This is a genomic window from Bacteroides sp. L10-4, from assembly GCF_013373675.1.
Taxonomy (GTDB): Bacteria; Bacteroidota; Bacteroidia; order Bacteroidales; family Bacteroidaceae; genus Bacteroides; species Bacteroides muris.
Genome location: NZ_JABXJH010000020.1, coordinates 36,115 through 52,413 on the forward strand (window position 1 = coordinate 36,115; position 16,299 = coordinate 52,413).

Genomic DNA, 16,299 nt, shown 5'->3' on the forward strand with positions numbered 1-16,299 from the left:
ATTTTCTTCTTGTTTTGTATTAATTCATAATAGGTTTGGTGTGTCACCACTGACGGATGGTATTCCACTCTTTTTCGAGAATGGCATAAACACAGGTATCTTCATATTTTGGGGAGCCGTCAGGATTGTTTACGAATGTCACAAACTCTTTGAAACATCCTTCGCGGCGCATACCAAGACGTTCGCATAAGCGTTTGGAGTGGATATTGTCATCTTCCACAAATCCATAGATACGCCGTGCGCCCGCCTCCCGGAAAAGATAATCCAACAATCCGGCTGCCGCTTCACAAGCGAATCCTTTGCCTTCAAAACGTTTGTTGAAATGCCACCCCACATTATAAGTGTCCTCATTCTCACGCAAAGCAAACACGTCACCGATAATAAAGTCATCTTTTTTCAGACTCACCGCATAGCGCAGCATGTCTTTCGGGGAATACTGCATATATGCCCATGCCGCCTCTTCGGAACAAAGGCGGTCTCCGGCAAAGCAATTCACACGAGGATTAGAAAGATACTCCAACAATCCTTCGGCATCCTTCTGCTTGAAATTTCGAATGATAATTCGTTCGGTTTCGATATATATTTCCTTTTGCTCCATGTCCTGTGGGATTATTTGCAAAACGTACCAATCAAAAGCGACAAAGCGATTGCCGCAATGACAATTGCTTCAATCGCCATGATTGCAATGAACATATCTATTGACAGCCGTTTAATCGTTTCGATAATCATGTTATTCATTTTTTAGGTGCAAAATTATTTCGTATCCGAGGTCGTAGCAATCGGAATACAATCGAAACAGAGAAAAACACGCCTGAAACAACAAAAATGACTTCCGAAGTATCGGCTATCGTAGATCTTTCAATTTATCGAATCGTATTATCCGGTCAGAGATTACTTGAGATTGCTGCATCCGTAAAAGTTCATCCGCAGATATATGCAAGGTATCACCTTCTATTTTTCTTTTCGGACTGATGGCAATGCCCGGCTTTCGAGGGTCAAGAATGCTTTGACCAATACCGCTCCATCGGAATTTTTCCAGACCGAGTAAATTCAGAAGAGTAGGATATATGTCAATCTGTCCCATAACTTTGAGATAGTGCATCGGAACAGGAGAGTTCAATACTATGAATGGTGTGAACTCGTCTTCGGAAATTATTCCTTTCCCAGCCTTTGTATGGCACAGTTCTTTCCGGTGGTCTGCCAAGCCCTCGTGGTCACCGGTTATTACAACCATTGTACGTTCATATTCGGGACGGTTTTTCAGATATTCCACGAATTTCCCGATAGCTTCGTCTGTATAATGCGCCACTGTCATATAGTCTGCCATGATTTCGGGAACCCGATTAGAGAAATGAACGGTTTTAAGCGATTCGGGCATCTTGAACGGTGAATGACCGGAATAAGTGACCATCTGGATAAATACGTTTTCACCGGAGTGCCAAACTTCTCCTTTTTCAATCTTTTCCATGCATTGGGCAAAAAATGCCTTATCACCCAGTCGCTTCCGATTTCCGAATGTTTCTGTCATTCGGAAATCGGGATAAGAGATAATTGTGTCTATCCCGAAACTCCGTGCCACTGCTCCTTGGTTCCATGTCTTTGTCTTGTCCACCGTGAGAAGATAGTTACGTGCGCCTTTCAGCTCCTTCATAGCTTTGGGCAAAGTGTGGTATGTATTGAAAGGGAAACGGCAACTGTATGCGCCGGTCTGCAATGGCAACAGACCGGCAAGCATAAGCAACTGGGCGTCAATGGAACGCCCTCCGTTGACTTGTGTAAGCACATGGGGCGCATACAGCGTGGATGGCTCTTTGAGGAGCTTGTTAAGGTAAGGTGTGATTTCCTGATTTTCGACCGTAAGATTCAACACCCAACTTTCCAGTGATTCAGCCAAAATAAGGATGCAGTTGTCCCTGCATTCAATGTCCGGTACGGGAACAAGCGGCGGTCTTCCGGAGAGCCAGATATGAATCTCACGCTCCTGTTCTTCTGTAAGTTCGGGCAACTCCTCCGCATAATCAAAATAAAGTGTGCCGAACAGCGTGTAGAGTGGCGGGCCACTGGCGTGTTGATGTGCGGATGACCTCAATGCCCTGTATATCGCAATGAAACCTCCCCGGACGGATAAATTGATACTTAACAGGGCACATGAAAAAATCAGCAATACGAAATATGTCCGTCTGCTAAATCGCAATGTGATTTTCTGCCGGCAACCTATCCGAAATGTAAGGAATACGGTGACGACTGTCGAAATTGGGAACAATAAATCACACCATCGTAACGAAGCGGTCACGCTTGGCAGGAAGTCTGCAAGATTTCCCGCCAACATATAACTTGACAGAGGAATGGCTGAAAAATAGGTACGGTAATACATCAGGTTGGCAACCATCCATATATCCAGCACAGACATGACAAGCACGCCTGCCGCAATATGCCTTGTCAATATATAAGGGACAGACAACAGAAGGGTTGCCACAAAAGCAGTGGCATACGATTCCCAGCATGAAAAAGGTGTAAAGGTGGTGTAATAACACCATATTGCATTGAACAGGAGAAACTTGAAAAATATTCCTGCTACTGGAATGACGGACAGCATCTTGTTGTCCGTGACATCCCTTTCTTGTTTACCAACAGTCATTGGCTAATTCAGTTTAGCGATTCTTCCTAATTATTTTTCACTACACAGAGAACGATAATATCTTGTCTCATAAGATAAAATATATCACCATCAATTATTTTAATCTGGGTTGCTCTCAAAACAGTCCGGATAGTTGCATTCATGCTAAATACGATTCATAATTTTCCTCTTCGTTTTGTCTGCTGTTTTACGATACGACTGTCCCCCATTTCAAATGAATCCGATACGGTTTTTTCTGTATATTTCCTACTTTTTCCACCAAACGTATAAGTGATACCTATGGTGATGTCCTGCATGGGTTCAATGAATCGTGATATATTCGTGAAGTCCTTGGTGCGAGATACCGACTCCCAATACATTTTACCACCATGACCTAAACCGCTCATGCCACTGATAGCCACATCCAGTTTGTCATTGAGGAAGGAGCGTGCGAGTGTTGCGCTTATCATCATCATACCCGAATCGTAACCTTGGAGAGAGTACCGACGCGACATCCATTCCAGATTACTGCTCCATTTCAACTGCCAAGGCAGATTCTGTTGCCACCCCAGATTCAGGTTACCATGCCAACCATAGTTACGGGCATCAATCTCCCGGCTTCGCATGTCACTATAGCCCACCTCTCCATTCAGCATCAAGCGGGTTGAACGTGTCGCATTCCATGAGGCATAAGCATTCAGCGATGTCTTGCGATTTCTGGCTATATTGCCAAAGGTGGTATTTATACGCCCGTCCTTCATTGATGAATACCGGACAATACCATCGTTACTCCATGAATGATTGAGGCTGATTCGCATTGCTAACGTATTTGCCCTCAACGTATGTACAATAGCCAGATTATTTAGATGTTGTGCTTTCAGGTTGGGATTGCCATACGAAAGCTGGGTAGGGTCGGACTTATTGACATATGGGTCGAGTTCATTGATTCTTGGCCGACGTATACGCATGGTGTAGCTCACGCCAAATGTGCTGTTCTCCTTAGCTTTGGCAGTAAGAGAGACGGATGGTACGAGGTCGCCATAGTGAAGCGAGAATTTACTCCCTTCTCCCTTCAGATAGCGTGATTTCTGCCAGGTATGTTCATAGCGAAGGCCCTCCTTCAAGCCCAGCCATCCCCATTGAGCCTCCCATTCGGCATACAGGGCGGCTATGTTTTGAGATTGTCGGTAGTGCATGGCAGCCGCCTTTTGTTCCACGAAACCGCCATTCAAAAAGCGCATTTCGGTAGCCTGACTCTCTCCACGGTCGAAGGAGAACTTCACACCGGTGTTGAGTTGTTGATGCCGGGTAAGCGGAATGGTAAGGTCGGTGGATAGGTGGTGTTGTGTGGTGCGATCACAAATTTCTGTCCGGATGTCCTTCACAGTGGAAGTGATTTCGGGGTGCAAGGAGGTGTCAAGACCATCGTATCTGTTCTCTGTATCATTTCGGTTGGGAGCATGGCTTATCTGATAACTCGCAAACAGCCTGCCCCTGTCACCCCACTGACGTTGGTAATCGATGCCTCCATCTACCGAAATCTCGTTCATATTCATCTTCTGACTACCACTGAAAGCCATCTCCTGTCCCCACATACCGCCTGAGTAAAGATAGGAGGGACGGCTCTTTTCTTTTGTAGCAAACCAAGTCGTGGACATGGAAACATGGAGTGATTGGACGGAATCAATCTCGTATCCCACACCAACTTCGCCCATTGAGAATGGCATTTTCGATGAGGACTTTTGTCGCATCCATTGACGTGTCCCGTTGCCGGTCACCTCCGATTCTACAATGATACCCGTTGAATACATATATTCTCCGTTCAAATTTACGTCATACGACCATTTGCTTTGTTGACCGGAGAGACTGGCGTCAACTCCGTTGCTCAGAATACCTGTCAGAAGGTGTACGGAGCCACTTGTGGCTCCGTCATACCCGTCATCTTCTAATGCCAATGCTTGTTTGGCACCACCTTTCTTGGTGGTGATGCAAAGGACACCTCCAGTTCCCTCTGCATCATACTGGGCACCTGGATTGGTGATAACTTCAATGTTCTTCACGTGACTGGCAGGCATACTGCGTAACGTCTGTTTTGGATTGCGAGTGATGACAGTACTCAATCTTCCGTCCACATAAACCTTGAACTGTGCGGAGCCGTTTACCATGATATTGTTTCGTCCGTCCACGGTCACCATAGGAACCTTGCGCAGTATGTCCAATACACTGCGTGTCTTTGACTCCACATCATTACTCACCTGATAAGTCACCTTGTCGGTTTTTAGTTTGACTATCGGGATCTGATGCACGATGACAACCTCCTCAAGGTGCTGTGTCGGATAAACAACTATCGTATCTGCCTTTTCCTCGATTACCCCCTGTGCACTTACCCCCATAGGTAATCCTATAGCTGTTAGCAGGAATGCCTTTGCCGCCATGCCAATATTTGATTTCTTACTATGCATTTTTGCCAAAATATTTATGTTATCAAAATAACGAACCGTATCCGATTGTCAGCCATATTCTTTCCCCATTTGCTGCTGCCATTAATGTTTGCATTCCAGTAATTTATCCCCAGATAAAACGCAAGATTATCCCACTTCATAATAATTTTCAGAAAACATAAGGATGAAGTGAATACACCGAGCCCACATGTAAATGCAGTCATTAATAATTAATTGGGGGCAACATGATGATCTGAATAAAGACAACGCCTCACAGTATGTCAATATTACTTATTATCCTCTCCGTTTTTATTGACTTTATTTGCTTTTCCTTTGAGGATCTCAGGTTGGTTGGCAAGTATCCACAAAAAATGAGGGAAAGGCAATACCAATTTTACAGTGTTCCCATCTTTTGTTGTTTCCATCTTTTTCTTAAATATAATGTAACTATTATCTTTTGAAAATCGTCCTTTGGGAGAATGCGTTGATAAAACCAGAAGTTCCAACAGTTTTTCAAATAACTCTTGCTCTTCTATGAGTTTCAAAGGAAGTGGATTTTCCATTTTGAACTATTGACGTTATTTAATAGTATATCCAAAACTTAGGTAAGGATACAATAACGGGGTCTTATATAATCCATGTTTATCTCCAAAATTATTACTGACCCTTATCCGTAGCAGCATGAACGGCAATTTGTCATGCAAATAACTAATAAAAAGACAATTGTCAATACGACTCCTTTTTCGATATCCCATTACTCCATTCATTTTTGTTAGCAAACCATAATACATAACAATCCTATTGGAAAGAAAAAATACATGCGTTTCTTCTTCCTTCCCAATAGGATTTTTAACACTTTATTTTACTGTAACTGAAATAGTTCCAGCTTTCTTATCCTTATCAGTAACAGTCACTGAAGTGCTGCCAGCCTTGACACCTTTGATAATAATCTTTCCATCTTTGATTGTGACTGTGGCAATTTTCGTGTCCTTGGCGGTTGCTGTAAAAGGAGCGGAACCACCTTTTACAGTGACAGTCTCTTCCTTCCCGGCAGTTACGGATATAGACTTTTTATCGAAATCAAGTTCGGATGCCATATCTTTGACCATCACAGGAACCTTTCCTGTAAGTTTCTTTGAGTCGGAGATGAGTATGGTCGCTGTACCATTTTTGACACCGGTAATTGTAATAGTGTTCTTGTCTGCTTTAGCTGTTGCAATCTTGCTATCACTTGAGGTCACTGTAAATGGAGCCGTGCCACCGCTTACAGTCACCGTTGCTGTTTTACCGGGAGCCACTTCTACCTTAGAAGGGGTGCACTTGAGATCTGGAACTTTGGGGTCATCGTTCTTATCGCAGGAACCCATGGTTACTGCAAGAACACAGGCGAAAAACGCCATAGTGAATTTGATAAATTTTACTTTTTTCATTGTTCTTTTTTTTAAAACCTTGTTGTTTTGTTGAACGCTCTTTTATGCAATTGCAAAACAAAAGTAGTACTTCAGTGTAAGCTCTTCAATTACATTTTATCTAAAACGGCGAAAACAGCATCCGAAACGCCATATTCATTATTTGAAATAACTTTCTTACGGGTTTTGCAATCTTATTTTAGATTATCGCATAATCATATGAACTTTATTTTATGGGCTGTTTAATAGTCACTGTCACTTGTTCCGCCTTGTTGGACGGATTGTATAGCAGATGGCTACACGACTCCATACATACCACGCATCCGCATAGCAGAATCCATACTGCAATAATCGTTATTTTGCTTTTTTTCTGTTTCATACTTGTCAATGATTAAAGAATAAACCTTTCAGGATTTGCTGGAACATCCCACCAAAATCAGCGTTTATTTCGCTGCCGTTATGCTTATACGACGGACGTATAATCGGCACAGTCCATTGCTGGTGGAACAAGTTGTTTCCATAACGTCTCATGCCCACATCCATTGACCATCGTTCTGCCAAATCAAAAGACAGATAACCGCCATAATGATAGCCGTCTAAACACCTCTTCGGTTTCATATCCAACAGATAGTATGTACCAAAGAGATGAAGCGATGTTTTGGGATAGAATTTATAGGAAACATCGGCTCCCATTCCGAATGTATTGCTACTCGAACGAGGAATACTCAGTTTGTGCGCATAGAGGCTTATGCCCAATTTCCATCTCTCGTTTGGAGAATATGCCGTTTTAACTTCAGCATAGTTCGATACGCCAACTCCTATGATGTTCTCCTGTCTGCCACGACCCCAAACATTCACCTTGTCAAACCGATGAATAACTCCGCCAACGCGATATTCGCCTTTATGTAAGGATGAACGGTCAACAGGGATTCCTAACGTGTAATCAGGGCGAAAATTCAAAAGCATTTCAGGCTTCTTGTGAATGATACCAAAATGTGGAGACAGAAATGACTTTCCATATTCAAAAGACGGCAGTTTGGTGGTGTCAATGCCCGGTGCAATCCGTTTGGTATGTTCAGGGGACAACATTGGTTTTTCTTGCCCGTACAATCGGGAGCAAACGGACAACATAGCCATGATAATGAGAACCACAATATATGCCGCCAGATTAATACCGCAAATTTTCAATTTCTGTTTCCACATAATGATACTTTAAATCTTAAAGCTAAACTTGAATAGTTTTATATTAAAATTCATATTCAATGGAATCTTTTATTTCTTTTTCTTCCAAATGAAAGACTAAATTGAATTGGAATTTTCCTTTATTCTCTGGCTCTTTTTTGAATTTTAAAACAAGGGTTGGTGCAATAAGCTTCGTATTTCTATTATTTATTTTCGTAAGTTCATCTTTCAGCATCTTTGCTCCTTCAATTCCCCAATATTCTGTCATATCTATATATTGTCCAACATCTTTATCTTCTTTCTTATAACCACTTTGTATGTAATCATAATAAGAAATATACCTACATTCTATCAAATCTGAAATATCACTTCCAGCAGGATGCGATGCATCAAAATTCTCGACAGTGTAGACTTCAATCTTGTATATACTATCATTAATTGCCGTACGTGGTCCATCAATAGTATATCTATTATAAGATAAATCATTGTAATATATTGATAAAGCATCAAAACTCCTACCAGAAGTAATCAAATCCCCCTTAAACGTGATTTTAATTCCTGAATTCATTTTTGATATGACAATAGATTCGGGTGTCAAATAACCAGTAACAAATGTTTTATTGAATGTAGCACCTGTTGGTGCATCTTCTTTTTCTTTAGAGTAGCAGAACAAACAACAGAGTGCCCCAACCATCATGATATACGTGAAAACTTTCATGGCTTTTGTCATTTGCGAATACCTATTTCAGAACATATAAGCGCAAGATGCCACAAATGTCCTGTTCTTGTTGTCCACACCACTCTTGTTTATATTCTTCATCCCCCAATCATACCCAATGGAAAGCTGGATATGGCGGGCAATCTCCGTTCCGGCACGGAATCCCAGCCCCCAATCGAAGCGATTAAGCATCTTGTCACTGAACACATTGCCTACCATCTCTTTTGTCGTGGCAGTTCCCTTATCGGGAGTGATGGTTTCTTTTGCTTTACCAAACAGGCCGATGTTAAAATATGGTCCAGCGTTGATGAACAAACTGACGTTCCGTCCTACGGGAAACTTGTAACCGATATGGATGGGAATATTCAGGTAGTAAGGGGTACACTTATTGTCTGAAGTATAGCCAGATGATGGTTTGTCCGGTTTTTCGCCTGCAGAGGGGTTATAGTTACCGTCGTAATAGTATCCCGGACTCTTCCAGCCATGTGAAGAGAGCATCAATCCGAAGTCCATGTAAAGGCCTTTTGTCACTATAGGAAGACCAAGTTCTCCCTTTACACCGACATGAAAACCGGACTGAGATTTGTAACCACTTGGAGAACTGAGATTGTAACCTCCCGTTATTCCCACTCTGAAATCTTGTGCTTTCGCCACCATGCAGAATGGCAGGGCGAGAAGCAATGTCAATAGAATTTTCTTCATACAAAAATCATTTATAAAAAAACAAATAAGTTACTTTTCATGCCTCATGGTCTCATTATGTGCCAATATGTACATACAATATAACTGGCCGAATGTACGCTTGGACAAACGTAAATCATCTTCGTTCTCAACATCTAATTTATGGAAGCCTTGGCTATCTTTTACTATATGCTTTATAAAGCGTCGTTTTGCGATTTCCCATTTAAGGAACAGGCCATCGTCCAAAGAAGGGGGCAAACTCAATTTCTTCTCAATATTCCAAAAATCAATATCAATATAGATGCTATCATTCTTTCTGATACGTTCTTGGAAACTGTGATTATGTATAGCTATTGCTTTCTTCTCTTTCTCTTGTGACGTATGAGGATAATGTAAAGTTATGCTATCTCCTTTCTGGATAGAATACAGATCAAAATCATACCTGTCATCCAACAAATAAATTTTCACCTCATCATCACTAAAGCTGTATCCGACAATCGCAGACGTTGCAATGTTCCTCTCTTCATATTTTTTTTGCAAATCCGTTGTTAAATCGACATTTGCAATAGCTAACACATAGCAAGTATCTAAAGAATTGTTTTCAAACAATTCTTTAGATTCAGCTCTCTGATAGACAAGACACAAAAGTAAGCAGAATACTATATTGGCATGTCTTCTCAAAAAACTTAAATGTTTCATGCTACTTAAAAATTTGGTTGATTCAGACTTTATCATGCGGTATTTACCCTATATGGATGCAAAATTACCCGTGTTGCTTTGGCTGTAACAGTAAAATTCGGCTGAAACGGATAAATTTATATCTGAACCGCCCAAATAGGCGGTTTATTTTGAAAAACAGATTTTCTAAATGGTATTTCGGCAAACATAAAGTGCAACTCCATCCGTTTCAACATTCATTTTCATCACTTCAATGGTGATTTTATCCGTTTCAGTCGGTTTTATCCTATCAACTAAAGATGTAAATCCCTATTTTTGCGGAATATGAAGTAACTTTGTATCTGATATGGCCAACGAGAATATAAAAATAATGAATTGGAAGAACGGTCTGTTGTTATCAACCGTTTCCTATATGCTCTACCTCATTCTGTGGTTTATACTCGATGATGAAACCGCCGGCCAATTACCGGAGATGGCAATAGCCGATTATATCATCGATTATCTGTTGTGTATGCTGTTTACCTACATCTCTTTAGGATTTTCCTTTTTGGTCTTTAGGGTATTGCCATTTAGGACATCTTATGTGTGGGTGATTGTCTATGCTTCCTGCCTTTTTACCCTGAACAACGTTGTCGCATTCGGCATGATTTCTTTGTTCAACTTCTTATGGGGTGAAAACGGCAACGGGCTTCTTGACGAGCTCCTCAACATGAAAGGCGCATATACTTTTGCCATGATTTCCACATTCTTGTCAAACGTCTATGCCAACACGTTCTATCTTCAGTCTTACATCAAGGCACGCAACGAGAAACAGGCACTTGAAATGGCACTGATGAAAGAAAAGGAGATAGCCTTGCAGTCACAGCTCAATTCCCTGAAACTGCAAATCAATCCGCATTTCATGTTCAACAACTTCAACAATCTGCTGGAGCTGATTGAGGAGGATAGCGGACTTGCCGGAAAATTCCTGAGCAATCTGTCGAAAGTATACCGATACATCATCACCAACTTGGACCGAAACCTGATACCTGTCGCGGACGAAATCAAGTTTCTTGATTCATACTTGTACTTGATGAAAGTGCGCCACGACGAAGGTGTCATTGCAAAAGTAAGTCCGGGCGTCAGACAATGCAAAGGTTTTCTTCCACCGGCTGTATTGCAGCTTCTTGTGGAAAACGCAATAAAACATAACAGCTTTTCATCTGAACATCCGCTGGTCATCGACATAAAGCTGTCCGATGATTATATAACAGTCAGCAATCTTAAGTCACCTTTGATGTCCCCAATCGAATCAACCGGTTTAGGACTTAAAAATATCACAGAACGATACGCTTTGCTTTGTGATAAAAAGGTCAAGATAGAGAATGCCGAAAACTTCTATTCGGTAAGTCTGCCCATCATAAAAAACACCATCCCCTATGAACATACTGATTCTTGAAGACGAGCCACGCAATGCCAAACGCCTCATAAGGCTGCTGAACGACATTGACAGAACATTTATTGTCGAAGGCCCTCTTGCCAGCATCAAAGAGACGGTCGAATTCTTTCAATCCGGCAAAACCACAAACCTCATTCTGGCGGATATCCGTTTGACTGACGGTTTGAGTTTCGAAGCTCTAAAATATGCCCCGGCAACCATACCCATCATATTTACCACCGCATACGACGAATATGCGGTACAAGCATTCAAGTTCAACAGTTTCGACTATCTTCTGAAACCGTTGGATTCGGATGAACTTGAAGCGGCCATTGACAAGGCGGCCAAAGCCGGTAAGAATTACACCGACGAAAACCTACAGCAGCTTTTCGATGCCTTACAGAAGAACAAGTTCCGTTATCGGGAGCGTTTCTTGCTTCCTTACCGTGACGGATATAAGACCGTGCGCGTTTCGGACATCAACCACATCGAAACAGAAAACAAGATTGTATATCTCCGTCTTAACAACGGCACTTCCGAAGTGGTCAATGTGTCAATGGATGAACTTGAACACCAACTGAATCCCGACTATTTCTTCCGGGCAAACCGCCAATATATTATCAATGTAGAGCACGTTTTGTTCCTCGGTAATTATTTTGGAGGAAAGTTGATTGTCCGTTTGAAAGGTTATCCGAAAACGGAAATACAAGTGAGTAAGGAAAAGGCGCAGAGGCTTAAGGAATGGATTGACAGGTAATTATTAACATGTGCGTAAAGTGAAATTATGTTCGTTTAGATTTGATTCTTACAAAATTTGCATTTGGCTCATCCTCTTTTAAACAAGTTATATCATTATCGGATTCACTTTCATCGTTTCTAAATTAAGGAACAGCCCGTGATGTTCCAACATCCCGTTACGGAACATCTTCCAAAGGATATTGCATCCGAGTTGTGCCAGTGTGGAGTTGATGAACAAGTCCTGCTTTTCCAACGCCTCCGCCAAGGAGCAGCTCGGTCCTGAATCCGCCTCCTTCACCCTCGCGTATTTCACGAACCGGGTAATGACCTTCAACGAATCGACAGTCTTGTACAACTCGGAAGCGGGCTGTTTTATTTTCTTGGGTATGGTTCCCAACACAACCTGACCCGTACTTTGTGTGTTCCCGAAATCCATCCAGTAAAGCGGTGTTTCGTAATCACGGTAATTCGAGGTGGGCACGGCTTTCAATACGTTCCATAAGTCAAGCCGTGACTTGATGTTGTCGGTACAGGTGACGGTGATATTCGCCATGTCATCCCGTCTGGCATCTTTCAGCACGGTCGGGAAAATATCCGGTACCGCTTTCCAGTCATTGCCGAAGAAATTGTTCACTCGGGTAATCAGGCATTGCGCCTTGTTCAGTCCAAGGTCGGAACAGCCGAAAAGCTGGCGACCGATGTTGGCATCCGTCACTATGTCCGGGTCATAAAGTGTCACGAACAATCCCGGATGTCCGAGTGCCCGCAATGTCACGTCCAGCCGTGCCAGACAGGTCAATACCTGCGAGCCGGTTCCTCCCGCGCCGATCAGGTTCACCGTGACCGGGTGCTGCGGGTTCAGCAGATAGTTATCTATGTAGTGTACTCTTTTCATTTCAATATATCTTTCAATTTCAAGTTATTCAAAGGTTTCAGTTCGTCGAGGTTGAAAGGCTTGTCCTTTGCGGCCTTTGTCACCAATATCAGGTTTGATCTGGTCGGGTTGCCCCCTCCGCCCAGGTGTGAAAACTCCGTCAGCCAGAACTTCTTCTCCCAATACTCCAACAGGTTTTTGTAGGTCAAATCTCTCGGCTTGTCTATTTTAGCGGAACCCAGACAGACATTTGCCCCTGTCACGTTGAAGAACGGTGCGGCATAAAGCTCCGTCTTTTCCGTCAGTTTCTTGTCCTTGTAAGCATATATACTCAACGAACTGCCACCTGCCACGTAAATGACTCCCGGCAGGTTGTATTTTGCATTCTCTACTTGAAGGGATTCCTTGAAAAACATCATCCGTTTCTGTGGGGAGTTGTACCAGATATACCTCTCACTGCCCTTGCGCGGGTCGCACCACAGCATATTGGGCGGAATCCTTCCGTATGGCGTGGTGCTGTGGCTTTCGGAATAACCGCGCACCAGTTCGTTCATGAAATCCACCGTGACGGGCCGGCCTTCTCCCATCATTCCGTTATCGTCTATATCCCTTATCTCAACAAAATAGTTGTTGTCAGAGGCATAAGAGTTGTCTTTCTCGCCTGAATAGGCAATCAACGCCGCCCTCGGATGGAGCAGCGTCCTCAATTTTTGGGTAAGTTCATTCGTTTCCAACATAATTCAACTGATTAAAGATATGAATTCGTCCGCCCACCGAAAGAACCGTTCCGGGTAATCGTCCATGCTGAACAGTTCTTCGGTATCGGGCGACAGGTCAAGGGCAGTCACCGGAGTGATGTCGTAGGTCTCCCTGCTACAGGAATTGTAATAGTCAACGAGATAGTCGGATACAATGTCGTTGATGTCATACACGACCCTTATCTGCTGTTGCAGGTACATCGGGTGGAAGTCCGGATTCTCCGAGTAATAGGCGTCATAAGCGTATTGCATGATGCCCCGTGCAGGCGTCAGAAACGGGAGACCCCGTTTCATCGCATCGACCAAAGGCTGTTCAAACCCGTTTTGGGGTTCGTATGTATCCAGTGCTTTCGGCAGGTTCTTGTAGTAGGATTTCGATTCCACCCGTTTGAGCAGCCTGCCGATTTTCCCTTCCTGATAGGAGTCCAGCAGTTTCATGCGTTCTTTCCACTCCTCCGGGTCGCTGCCGTCATCCTCCGAAAGCATTTCAAACAAAAAGTCCGATTCTTCGTAATCCACGAATGTATCAATGCCGTTTGCTTTCATCAGTTTATGGATAAAGGTAATGGCAATCCTCCTTAAAATGGGATTGAGCGATTCCAGAAACTTCACCGGGAAGTAGTACAGCGTGAAACTTCCCCACTTGTGGTATTTCCACAGCCGGAAGAAAAGCCTGCCGGCTTCCTGCTCGATGTTGACATGCAGTTCGTCACCGACAAGCGTGTTCATTTCATCGTACAGATTGGCGATGCCTTCCCCGATACTGTTTCCTGGCATGTGTACGCCCTCCTTCTGCAATAGCAGGGAATACCTGAAATACGAATCACGCAGGAATTCGTAGTTATCCCGCGTGATTACGTTTATACTGTTGCATTCGCCGCTGTCGTAACAATCCACGGTAAGATTATTCTGTGCCAGCGGTATGAAGGCTGTGCTTAGAAAAGAATTACGGCCCCGCTTGGAGCCGCAATCCGTTCTTCCCTGTTCACGCCGTACCGTACATTCCTCCGCGTCTGGCCGATGATGAGCCTCGCCAGCTGCCTTGACTGTTGTTCGTCCAATGGTACACATGGTTTCCTTTTCTTGTTGTTCTTTTTCTTTCGTTCCTTCTTCATGCTTCCTATCCTTTGGTCCCGATGGTGGTCTTGAACTCGTACACGGCTTTGTCGTCCTTGATGACCGGTCCATGTACCGTTGCCGTTGTCAGCTCCGGGTAGAAGTTGGAGTAATAGCTCATGACCATTTCGGGGCTGTCCGACGGGTTGGGATCATCGAGCGTTACCATTCCGCTGCCTTTCTTGAATGTGAATGAGCGTGCCATTCCTGTTACTTCGAGTGCCATAATCTTATACTGCTTGATATTGTGAGACATGATTTTCTAACATGGACTGCGGAAAATCGGGATATTCCTCGTAATCCTCCGGACGGTAATTGGGTTCATCCTCTCCGGCGTGATAATGTGGGGAGAGTTCTTCAGGGTGCTGTACCGGCTCCTGCCAATGTGTCCCATGGTATCCCCCGTGTGCGGGTTGTGGAGCCTGTTGCGGTACTGGCTGCTGTCCCATATAGGGTTGCGGTTGTGGCTGGGCGTAATATTGTGCCGGTCCCTGCGGCGGTTGTTGCGGTGGCCACATTGTCTGCTGTTGCTGAGGATTGGCTGCCGGTCTCTGCTGTCCGCCAGGAGCCTGAGCCGCCATCGGTCTCTGTGCCTGCGGTTGCTGAGGATACTGTGGAGCCTGCCGCGGTTGTTGGACTGGTGCGGCTGCCGGTTGTGCCTGCGGCTGTTGTGGCTGCGGAGCCGGTTCTTCCATCAGTTCAAACAGACTGCCCTTGTTCATCGCCTTTGTCTGTTCCGCCACCATCTCGTCAATCTTCTTCTGGTCCTGCGGTTTGGCGTAAAGACGTGCCTGTCCGAGTGCGGTAACCGCCTCCTTGTGGTTCTTGGCAGCGATCAGTTCCTCCGCTTTCTTGAAATGTTTCTCGTACTTCTCCCGCTTCTCCTTTTCCTCCTTCGTCTCCTTCGCTTTGGTCTCCTTTGCCGCCTTGCTCTCGGACGCTGCCTTCTCAGCCTGCGCCTCGAACTGCGCCATGTTGGAAATCAGTCCGGTAGTCTTCTGTATAGGACGTGCTACGGCTTGTAGGAAGCCTGCGTCCAGTTCCTGCGGATGCCCGCTGACGGTCAGTGGTACGAGGTGGTTCTGGGCTTCGTCCTTCAGCCCGTTCGACTTCGGCAGTAAGGATACTGTCAGTTGTCCGTTCGCTTTGCGGATGACAAGCGTGAGATCCACGCCTTCGGTCATCATCTGGTGGATTGCTGTAAAAAACATAATTTGATGTATTAAAAGTTATTACTGGGTTTTATTCTTCACTGAACAGTTTGGCCAGCAGCCTGTTCCTGTCGGGATGGCGGCTGATTTCCAGAATCGGGTTCAACAGGGTGGAGATGTGTACCGGCCCTGTCGTCCCCCGTGGCGGGAACTTGACGGCAGGTTCGGGTTCCACCGTCCTTTTTCTTCTCGTTACCGGCATGGGCATCCTCATGGGAGCCGGCGGTGCGCTTGTTGCAAATGCTTGGTTCATGTCTCTTTATTTTTTTTAATTGTGAATATTCGGGCTTTGGCAGCCCGTGAACTACAAGGGCCCGACGGCAGATGCCTTCGGTAAGGCAAGGTTTTCGGGAAAAAGAATAGGATAAAATGAAGATTTGAGAAGAATTGAGCATTTCAACTGACTGTCAGTAGGTTTGGGCATAGGTTGGCACAAGGTGGCACAGATGGGGAAGACAG

Annotated in this window: 18 protein-coding genes; 2 read left to right on the forward strand and 16 right to left on the reverse strand. The window is 44.2% G+C overall.

What is annotated here, in order from left to right:
- Positions 1-43 precede the first annotated feature (43 nt).
- The 10 genes from HU824_RS08530 to HU824_RS08575 all read right to left on the reverse strand — a co-directional run bounded on the left by HU824_RS08530 (position 44) and on the right by HU824_RS08575 (position 9,747).
- A complete protein-coding gene (locus tag HU824_RS08530; RefSeq protein WP_084081210.1) occupies positions 44-583 on the reverse strand; it encodes a GNAT family N-acetyltransferase in 540 nt (179 codons plus the stop codon).
- Between the two features lie 261 nt (positions 584-844).
- A complete protein-coding gene (locus HU824_RS08535) occupies positions 845-2,638 on the reverse strand; it encodes an LTA synthase family protein (RefSeq protein ID WP_032560190.1) in 1,794 nt (597 codons plus the stop codon).
- Positions 2,639-2,793: 155 nt separating this feature from the next.
- The gene (locus HU824_RS08540; protein ID WP_065539544.1) at positions 2,794-5,079 is read right to left on the reverse strand and encodes an outer membrane beta-barrel family protein; all 2,286 of its coding nucleotides are present in this window, start codon (positions 5,077-5,079) and stop codon (positions 2,794-2,796) included.
- Positions 5,080-5,345: 266 nt separating this feature from the next.
- Positions 5,346-5,621, reverse strand: a complete 276-nt coding sequence (locus tag HU824_RS08545) for a hypothetical protein (protein WP_007655485.1) — start codon at positions 5,619-5,621, stop codon at positions 5,346-5,348.
- A gap of 294 nt (positions 5,622-5,915) precedes the next feature.
- Positions 5,916-6,488: an Ig-like domain-containing protein gene (locus HU824_RS08550; RefSeq protein ID WP_007655484.1), complete on the reverse strand. Its 573-nt coding sequence runs from the start codon at positions 6,486-6,488 to the stop codon at positions 5,916-5,918.
- Between the two features lie 205 nt (positions 6,489-6,693).
- Complete coding sequence (locus HU824_RS08555) at positions 6,694-6,846, reverse strand: hypothetical protein (RefSeq protein WP_016270804.1); 153 nt, start codon at positions 6,844-6,846, stop codon at positions 6,694-6,696.
- 5 nt (positions 6,847-6,851) lie between these two features.
- Positions 6,852-7,670: a hypothetical protein gene (locus HU824_RS08560; RefSeq protein ID WP_016270803.1), complete on the reverse strand. Its 819-nt coding sequence runs from the start codon at positions 7,668-7,670 to the stop codon at positions 6,852-6,854.
- A gap of 43 nt (positions 7,671-7,713) precedes the next feature.
- Positions 7,714-8,379, reverse strand: coding sequence for a DUF5034 domain-containing protein (locus tag HU824_RS08565; protein WP_032934843.1), 666 nt, complete (start codon positions 8,377-8,379; stop codon positions 7,714-7,716).
- A gap of 15 nt (positions 8,380-8,394) precedes the next feature.
- Positions 8,395-9,069 (reverse strand): porin family protein, encoded by a 675-nt coding sequence (locus tag HU824_RS08570; protein ID WP_016270801.1) that lies wholly within the window; start codon positions 9,067-9,069, stop codon positions 8,395-8,397.
- 30 nt (positions 9,070-9,099) lie between these two features.
- A complete protein-coding gene (locus tag HU824_RS08575; RefSeq protein WP_032934842.1) occupies positions 9,100-9,747 on the reverse strand; it encodes a hypothetical protein in 648 nt (215 codons plus the stop codon).
- 325 nt (positions 9,748-10,072) lie between these two features.
- Between HU824_RS08575 and HU824_RS08580 the strand changes: the two genes are divergently transcribed.
- Together HU824_RS08580 and HU824_RS08585 are read left to right on the forward strand one after the other, a co-directional pair.
- Positions 10,073-11,164 carry a sensor histidine kinase gene (locus HU824_RS08580; RefSeq protein ID WP_176468612.1) on the forward strand — a complete coding sequence of 364 codons (1,092 nt, stop codon included), beginning with the start codon at positions 10,073-10,075 and terminating at the stop codon, positions 11,162-11,164.
- On the forward strand, positions 11,145-11,900 hold the full coding sequence (locus tag HU824_RS08585; RefSeq protein WP_008766690.1) for a LytTR family DNA-binding domain-containing protein: 756 nt from the start codon (positions 11,145-11,147) through the stop codon (positions 11,898-11,900). The genes HU824_RS08580 and HU824_RS08585 overlap by 20 nt, the downstream gene beginning before the upstream one ends.
- 87 nt (positions 11,901-11,987) lie before the next feature.
- On the opposite strand, the gene HU824_RS08590 is transcribed toward HU824_RS08585, so the two are convergent.
- The 6 genes from HU824_RS08590 to HU824_RS08615 are packed head-to-tail and all read right to left on the reverse strand — an operon-like array spanning position 11,988 to position 16,093.
- Entirely contained in the window at positions 11,988-12,776 is a 789-nt protein-coding gene (locus HU824_RS08590; RefSeq protein WP_008766689.1) for a PRTRC system ThiF family protein, read from the reverse strand.
- The gene (locus tag HU824_RS08595; RefSeq protein ID WP_008766688.1) at positions 12,773-13,492 is read right to left on the reverse strand and encodes a prokaryotic E2 ligase family D protein; all 720 of its coding nucleotides are present in this window, start codon (positions 13,490-13,492) and stop codon (positions 12,773-12,775) included. The genes HU824_RS08590 and HU824_RS08595 overlap by 4 nt, the downstream gene beginning before the upstream one ends.
- A 3-nt stretch (positions 13,493-13,495) precedes the next feature.
- On the reverse strand, positions 13,496-14,584 hold the full coding sequence (locus tag HU824_RS08600) for a hypothetical protein (protein ID WP_008766687.1): 1,089 nt from the start codon (positions 14,582-14,584) through the stop codon (positions 13,496-13,498).
- Between the two features lie 49 nt (positions 14,585-14,633).
- On the reverse strand, positions 14,634-14,855 hold the full coding sequence (locus tag HU824_RS08605; RefSeq protein WP_008766686.1) for a PRTRC system protein C: 222 nt from the start codon (positions 14,853-14,855) through the stop codon (positions 14,634-14,636).
- A gap of 4 nt (positions 14,856-14,859) precedes the next feature.
- The gene (locus HU824_RS08610) at positions 14,860-15,840 is read right to left on the reverse strand and encodes a PRTRC system protein E (RefSeq protein ID WP_008766685.1); all 981 of its coding nucleotides are present in this window, start codon (positions 15,838-15,840) and stop codon (positions 14,860-14,862) included.
- Between the two features lie 31 nt (positions 15,841-15,871).
- Positions 15,872-16,093, reverse strand: a complete 222-nt coding sequence (locus HU824_RS08615; RefSeq protein ID WP_025076690.1) for a hypothetical protein — start codon at positions 16,091-16,093, stop codon at positions 15,872-15,874.
- Positions 16,094-16,299 lie beyond the last annotated feature (206 nt).

What these genes read in the sequence shown, in the direction of transcription:
- HU824_RS08535 (WP_032560190.1), bottom strand. Translation starts at nt 2,638, where the DNA reads ATGACTGTTGGTAAACAAGAAAGGGATGTCACGGACAACAAGATGCTG.
- HU824_RS08540 (WP_065539544.1), bottom strand. Translation starts at nt 5,079, where the DNA reads ATGCATAGTAAGAAATCAAATATTGGCATGGCGGCAAAGGCATTCCTG.
- HU824_RS08545 (WP_007655485.1), bottom strand. Translation starts at nt 5,621, where the DNA reads ATGGAAAATCCACTTCCTTTGAAACTCATAGAAGAGCAAGAGTTATTT.
- HU824_RS08550 (WP_007655484.1), bottom strand. Translation starts at nt 6,488, where the DNA reads ATGAAAAAAGTAAAATTTATCAAATTCACTATGGCGTTTTTCGCCTGT.
- HU824_RS08555 (WP_016270804.1), bottom strand. Translation starts at nt 6,846, where the DNA reads ATGAAACAGAAAAAAAGCAAAATAACGATTATTGCAGTATGGATTCTG.
- HU824_RS08560 (WP_016270803.1), bottom strand. Translation starts at nt 7,670, where the DNA reads ATGTGGAAACAGAAATTGAAAATTTGCGGTATTAATCTGGCGGCATAT.
- HU824_RS08565 (WP_032934843.1), bottom strand. Translation starts at nt 8,379, where the DNA reads ATGACAAAAGCCATGAAAGTTTTCACGTATATCATGATGGTTGGGGCA.
- HU824_RS08570 (WP_016270801.1), bottom strand. Translation starts at nt 9,069, where the DNA reads ATGAAGAAAATTCTATTGACATTGCTTCTCGCCCTGCCATTCTGCATG.
- HU824_RS08575 (WP_032934842.1), bottom strand. Translation starts at nt 9,747, where the DNA reads ATGAAACATTTAAGTTTTTTGAGAAGACATGCCAATATAGTATTCTGC.
- HU824_RS08580 (WP_176468612.1), top strand. Translation starts at nt 10,073, where the DNA reads ATGGCCAACGAGAATATAAAAATAATGAATTGGAAGAACGGTCTGTTG.
- HU824_RS08585 (WP_008766690.1), top strand. Translation starts at nt 11,145, where the DNA reads ATGAACATACTGATTCTTGAAGACGAGCCACGCAATGCCAAACGCCTC.
- HU824_RS08590 (WP_008766689.1), bottom strand. Translation starts at nt 12,776, where the DNA reads ATGAAAAGAGTACACTACATAGATAACTATCTGCTGAACCCGCAGCAC.
- HU824_RS08595 (WP_008766688.1), bottom strand. Translation starts at nt 13,492, where the DNA reads ATGTTGGAAACGAATGAACTTACCCAAAAATTGAGGACGCTGCTCCAT.
- HU824_RS08600 (WP_008766687.1), bottom strand. Translation starts at nt 14,584, where the DNA reads ATGTGTACCATTGGACGAACAACAGTCAAGGCAGCTGGCGAGGCTCAT.
- HU824_RS08605 (WP_008766686.1), bottom strand. Translation starts at nt 14,855, where the DNA reads ATGGCACTCGAAGTAACAGGAATGGCACGCTCATTCACATTCAAGAAA.
- HU824_RS08610 (WP_008766685.1), bottom strand. Translation starts at nt 15,840, where the DNA reads ATGTTTTTTACAGCAATCCACCAGATGATGACCGAAGGCGTGGATCTC.
- HU824_RS08615 (WP_025076690.1), bottom strand. Translation starts at nt 16,093, where the DNA reads ATGAACCAAGCATTTGCAACAAGCGCACCGCCGGCTCCCATGAGGATG.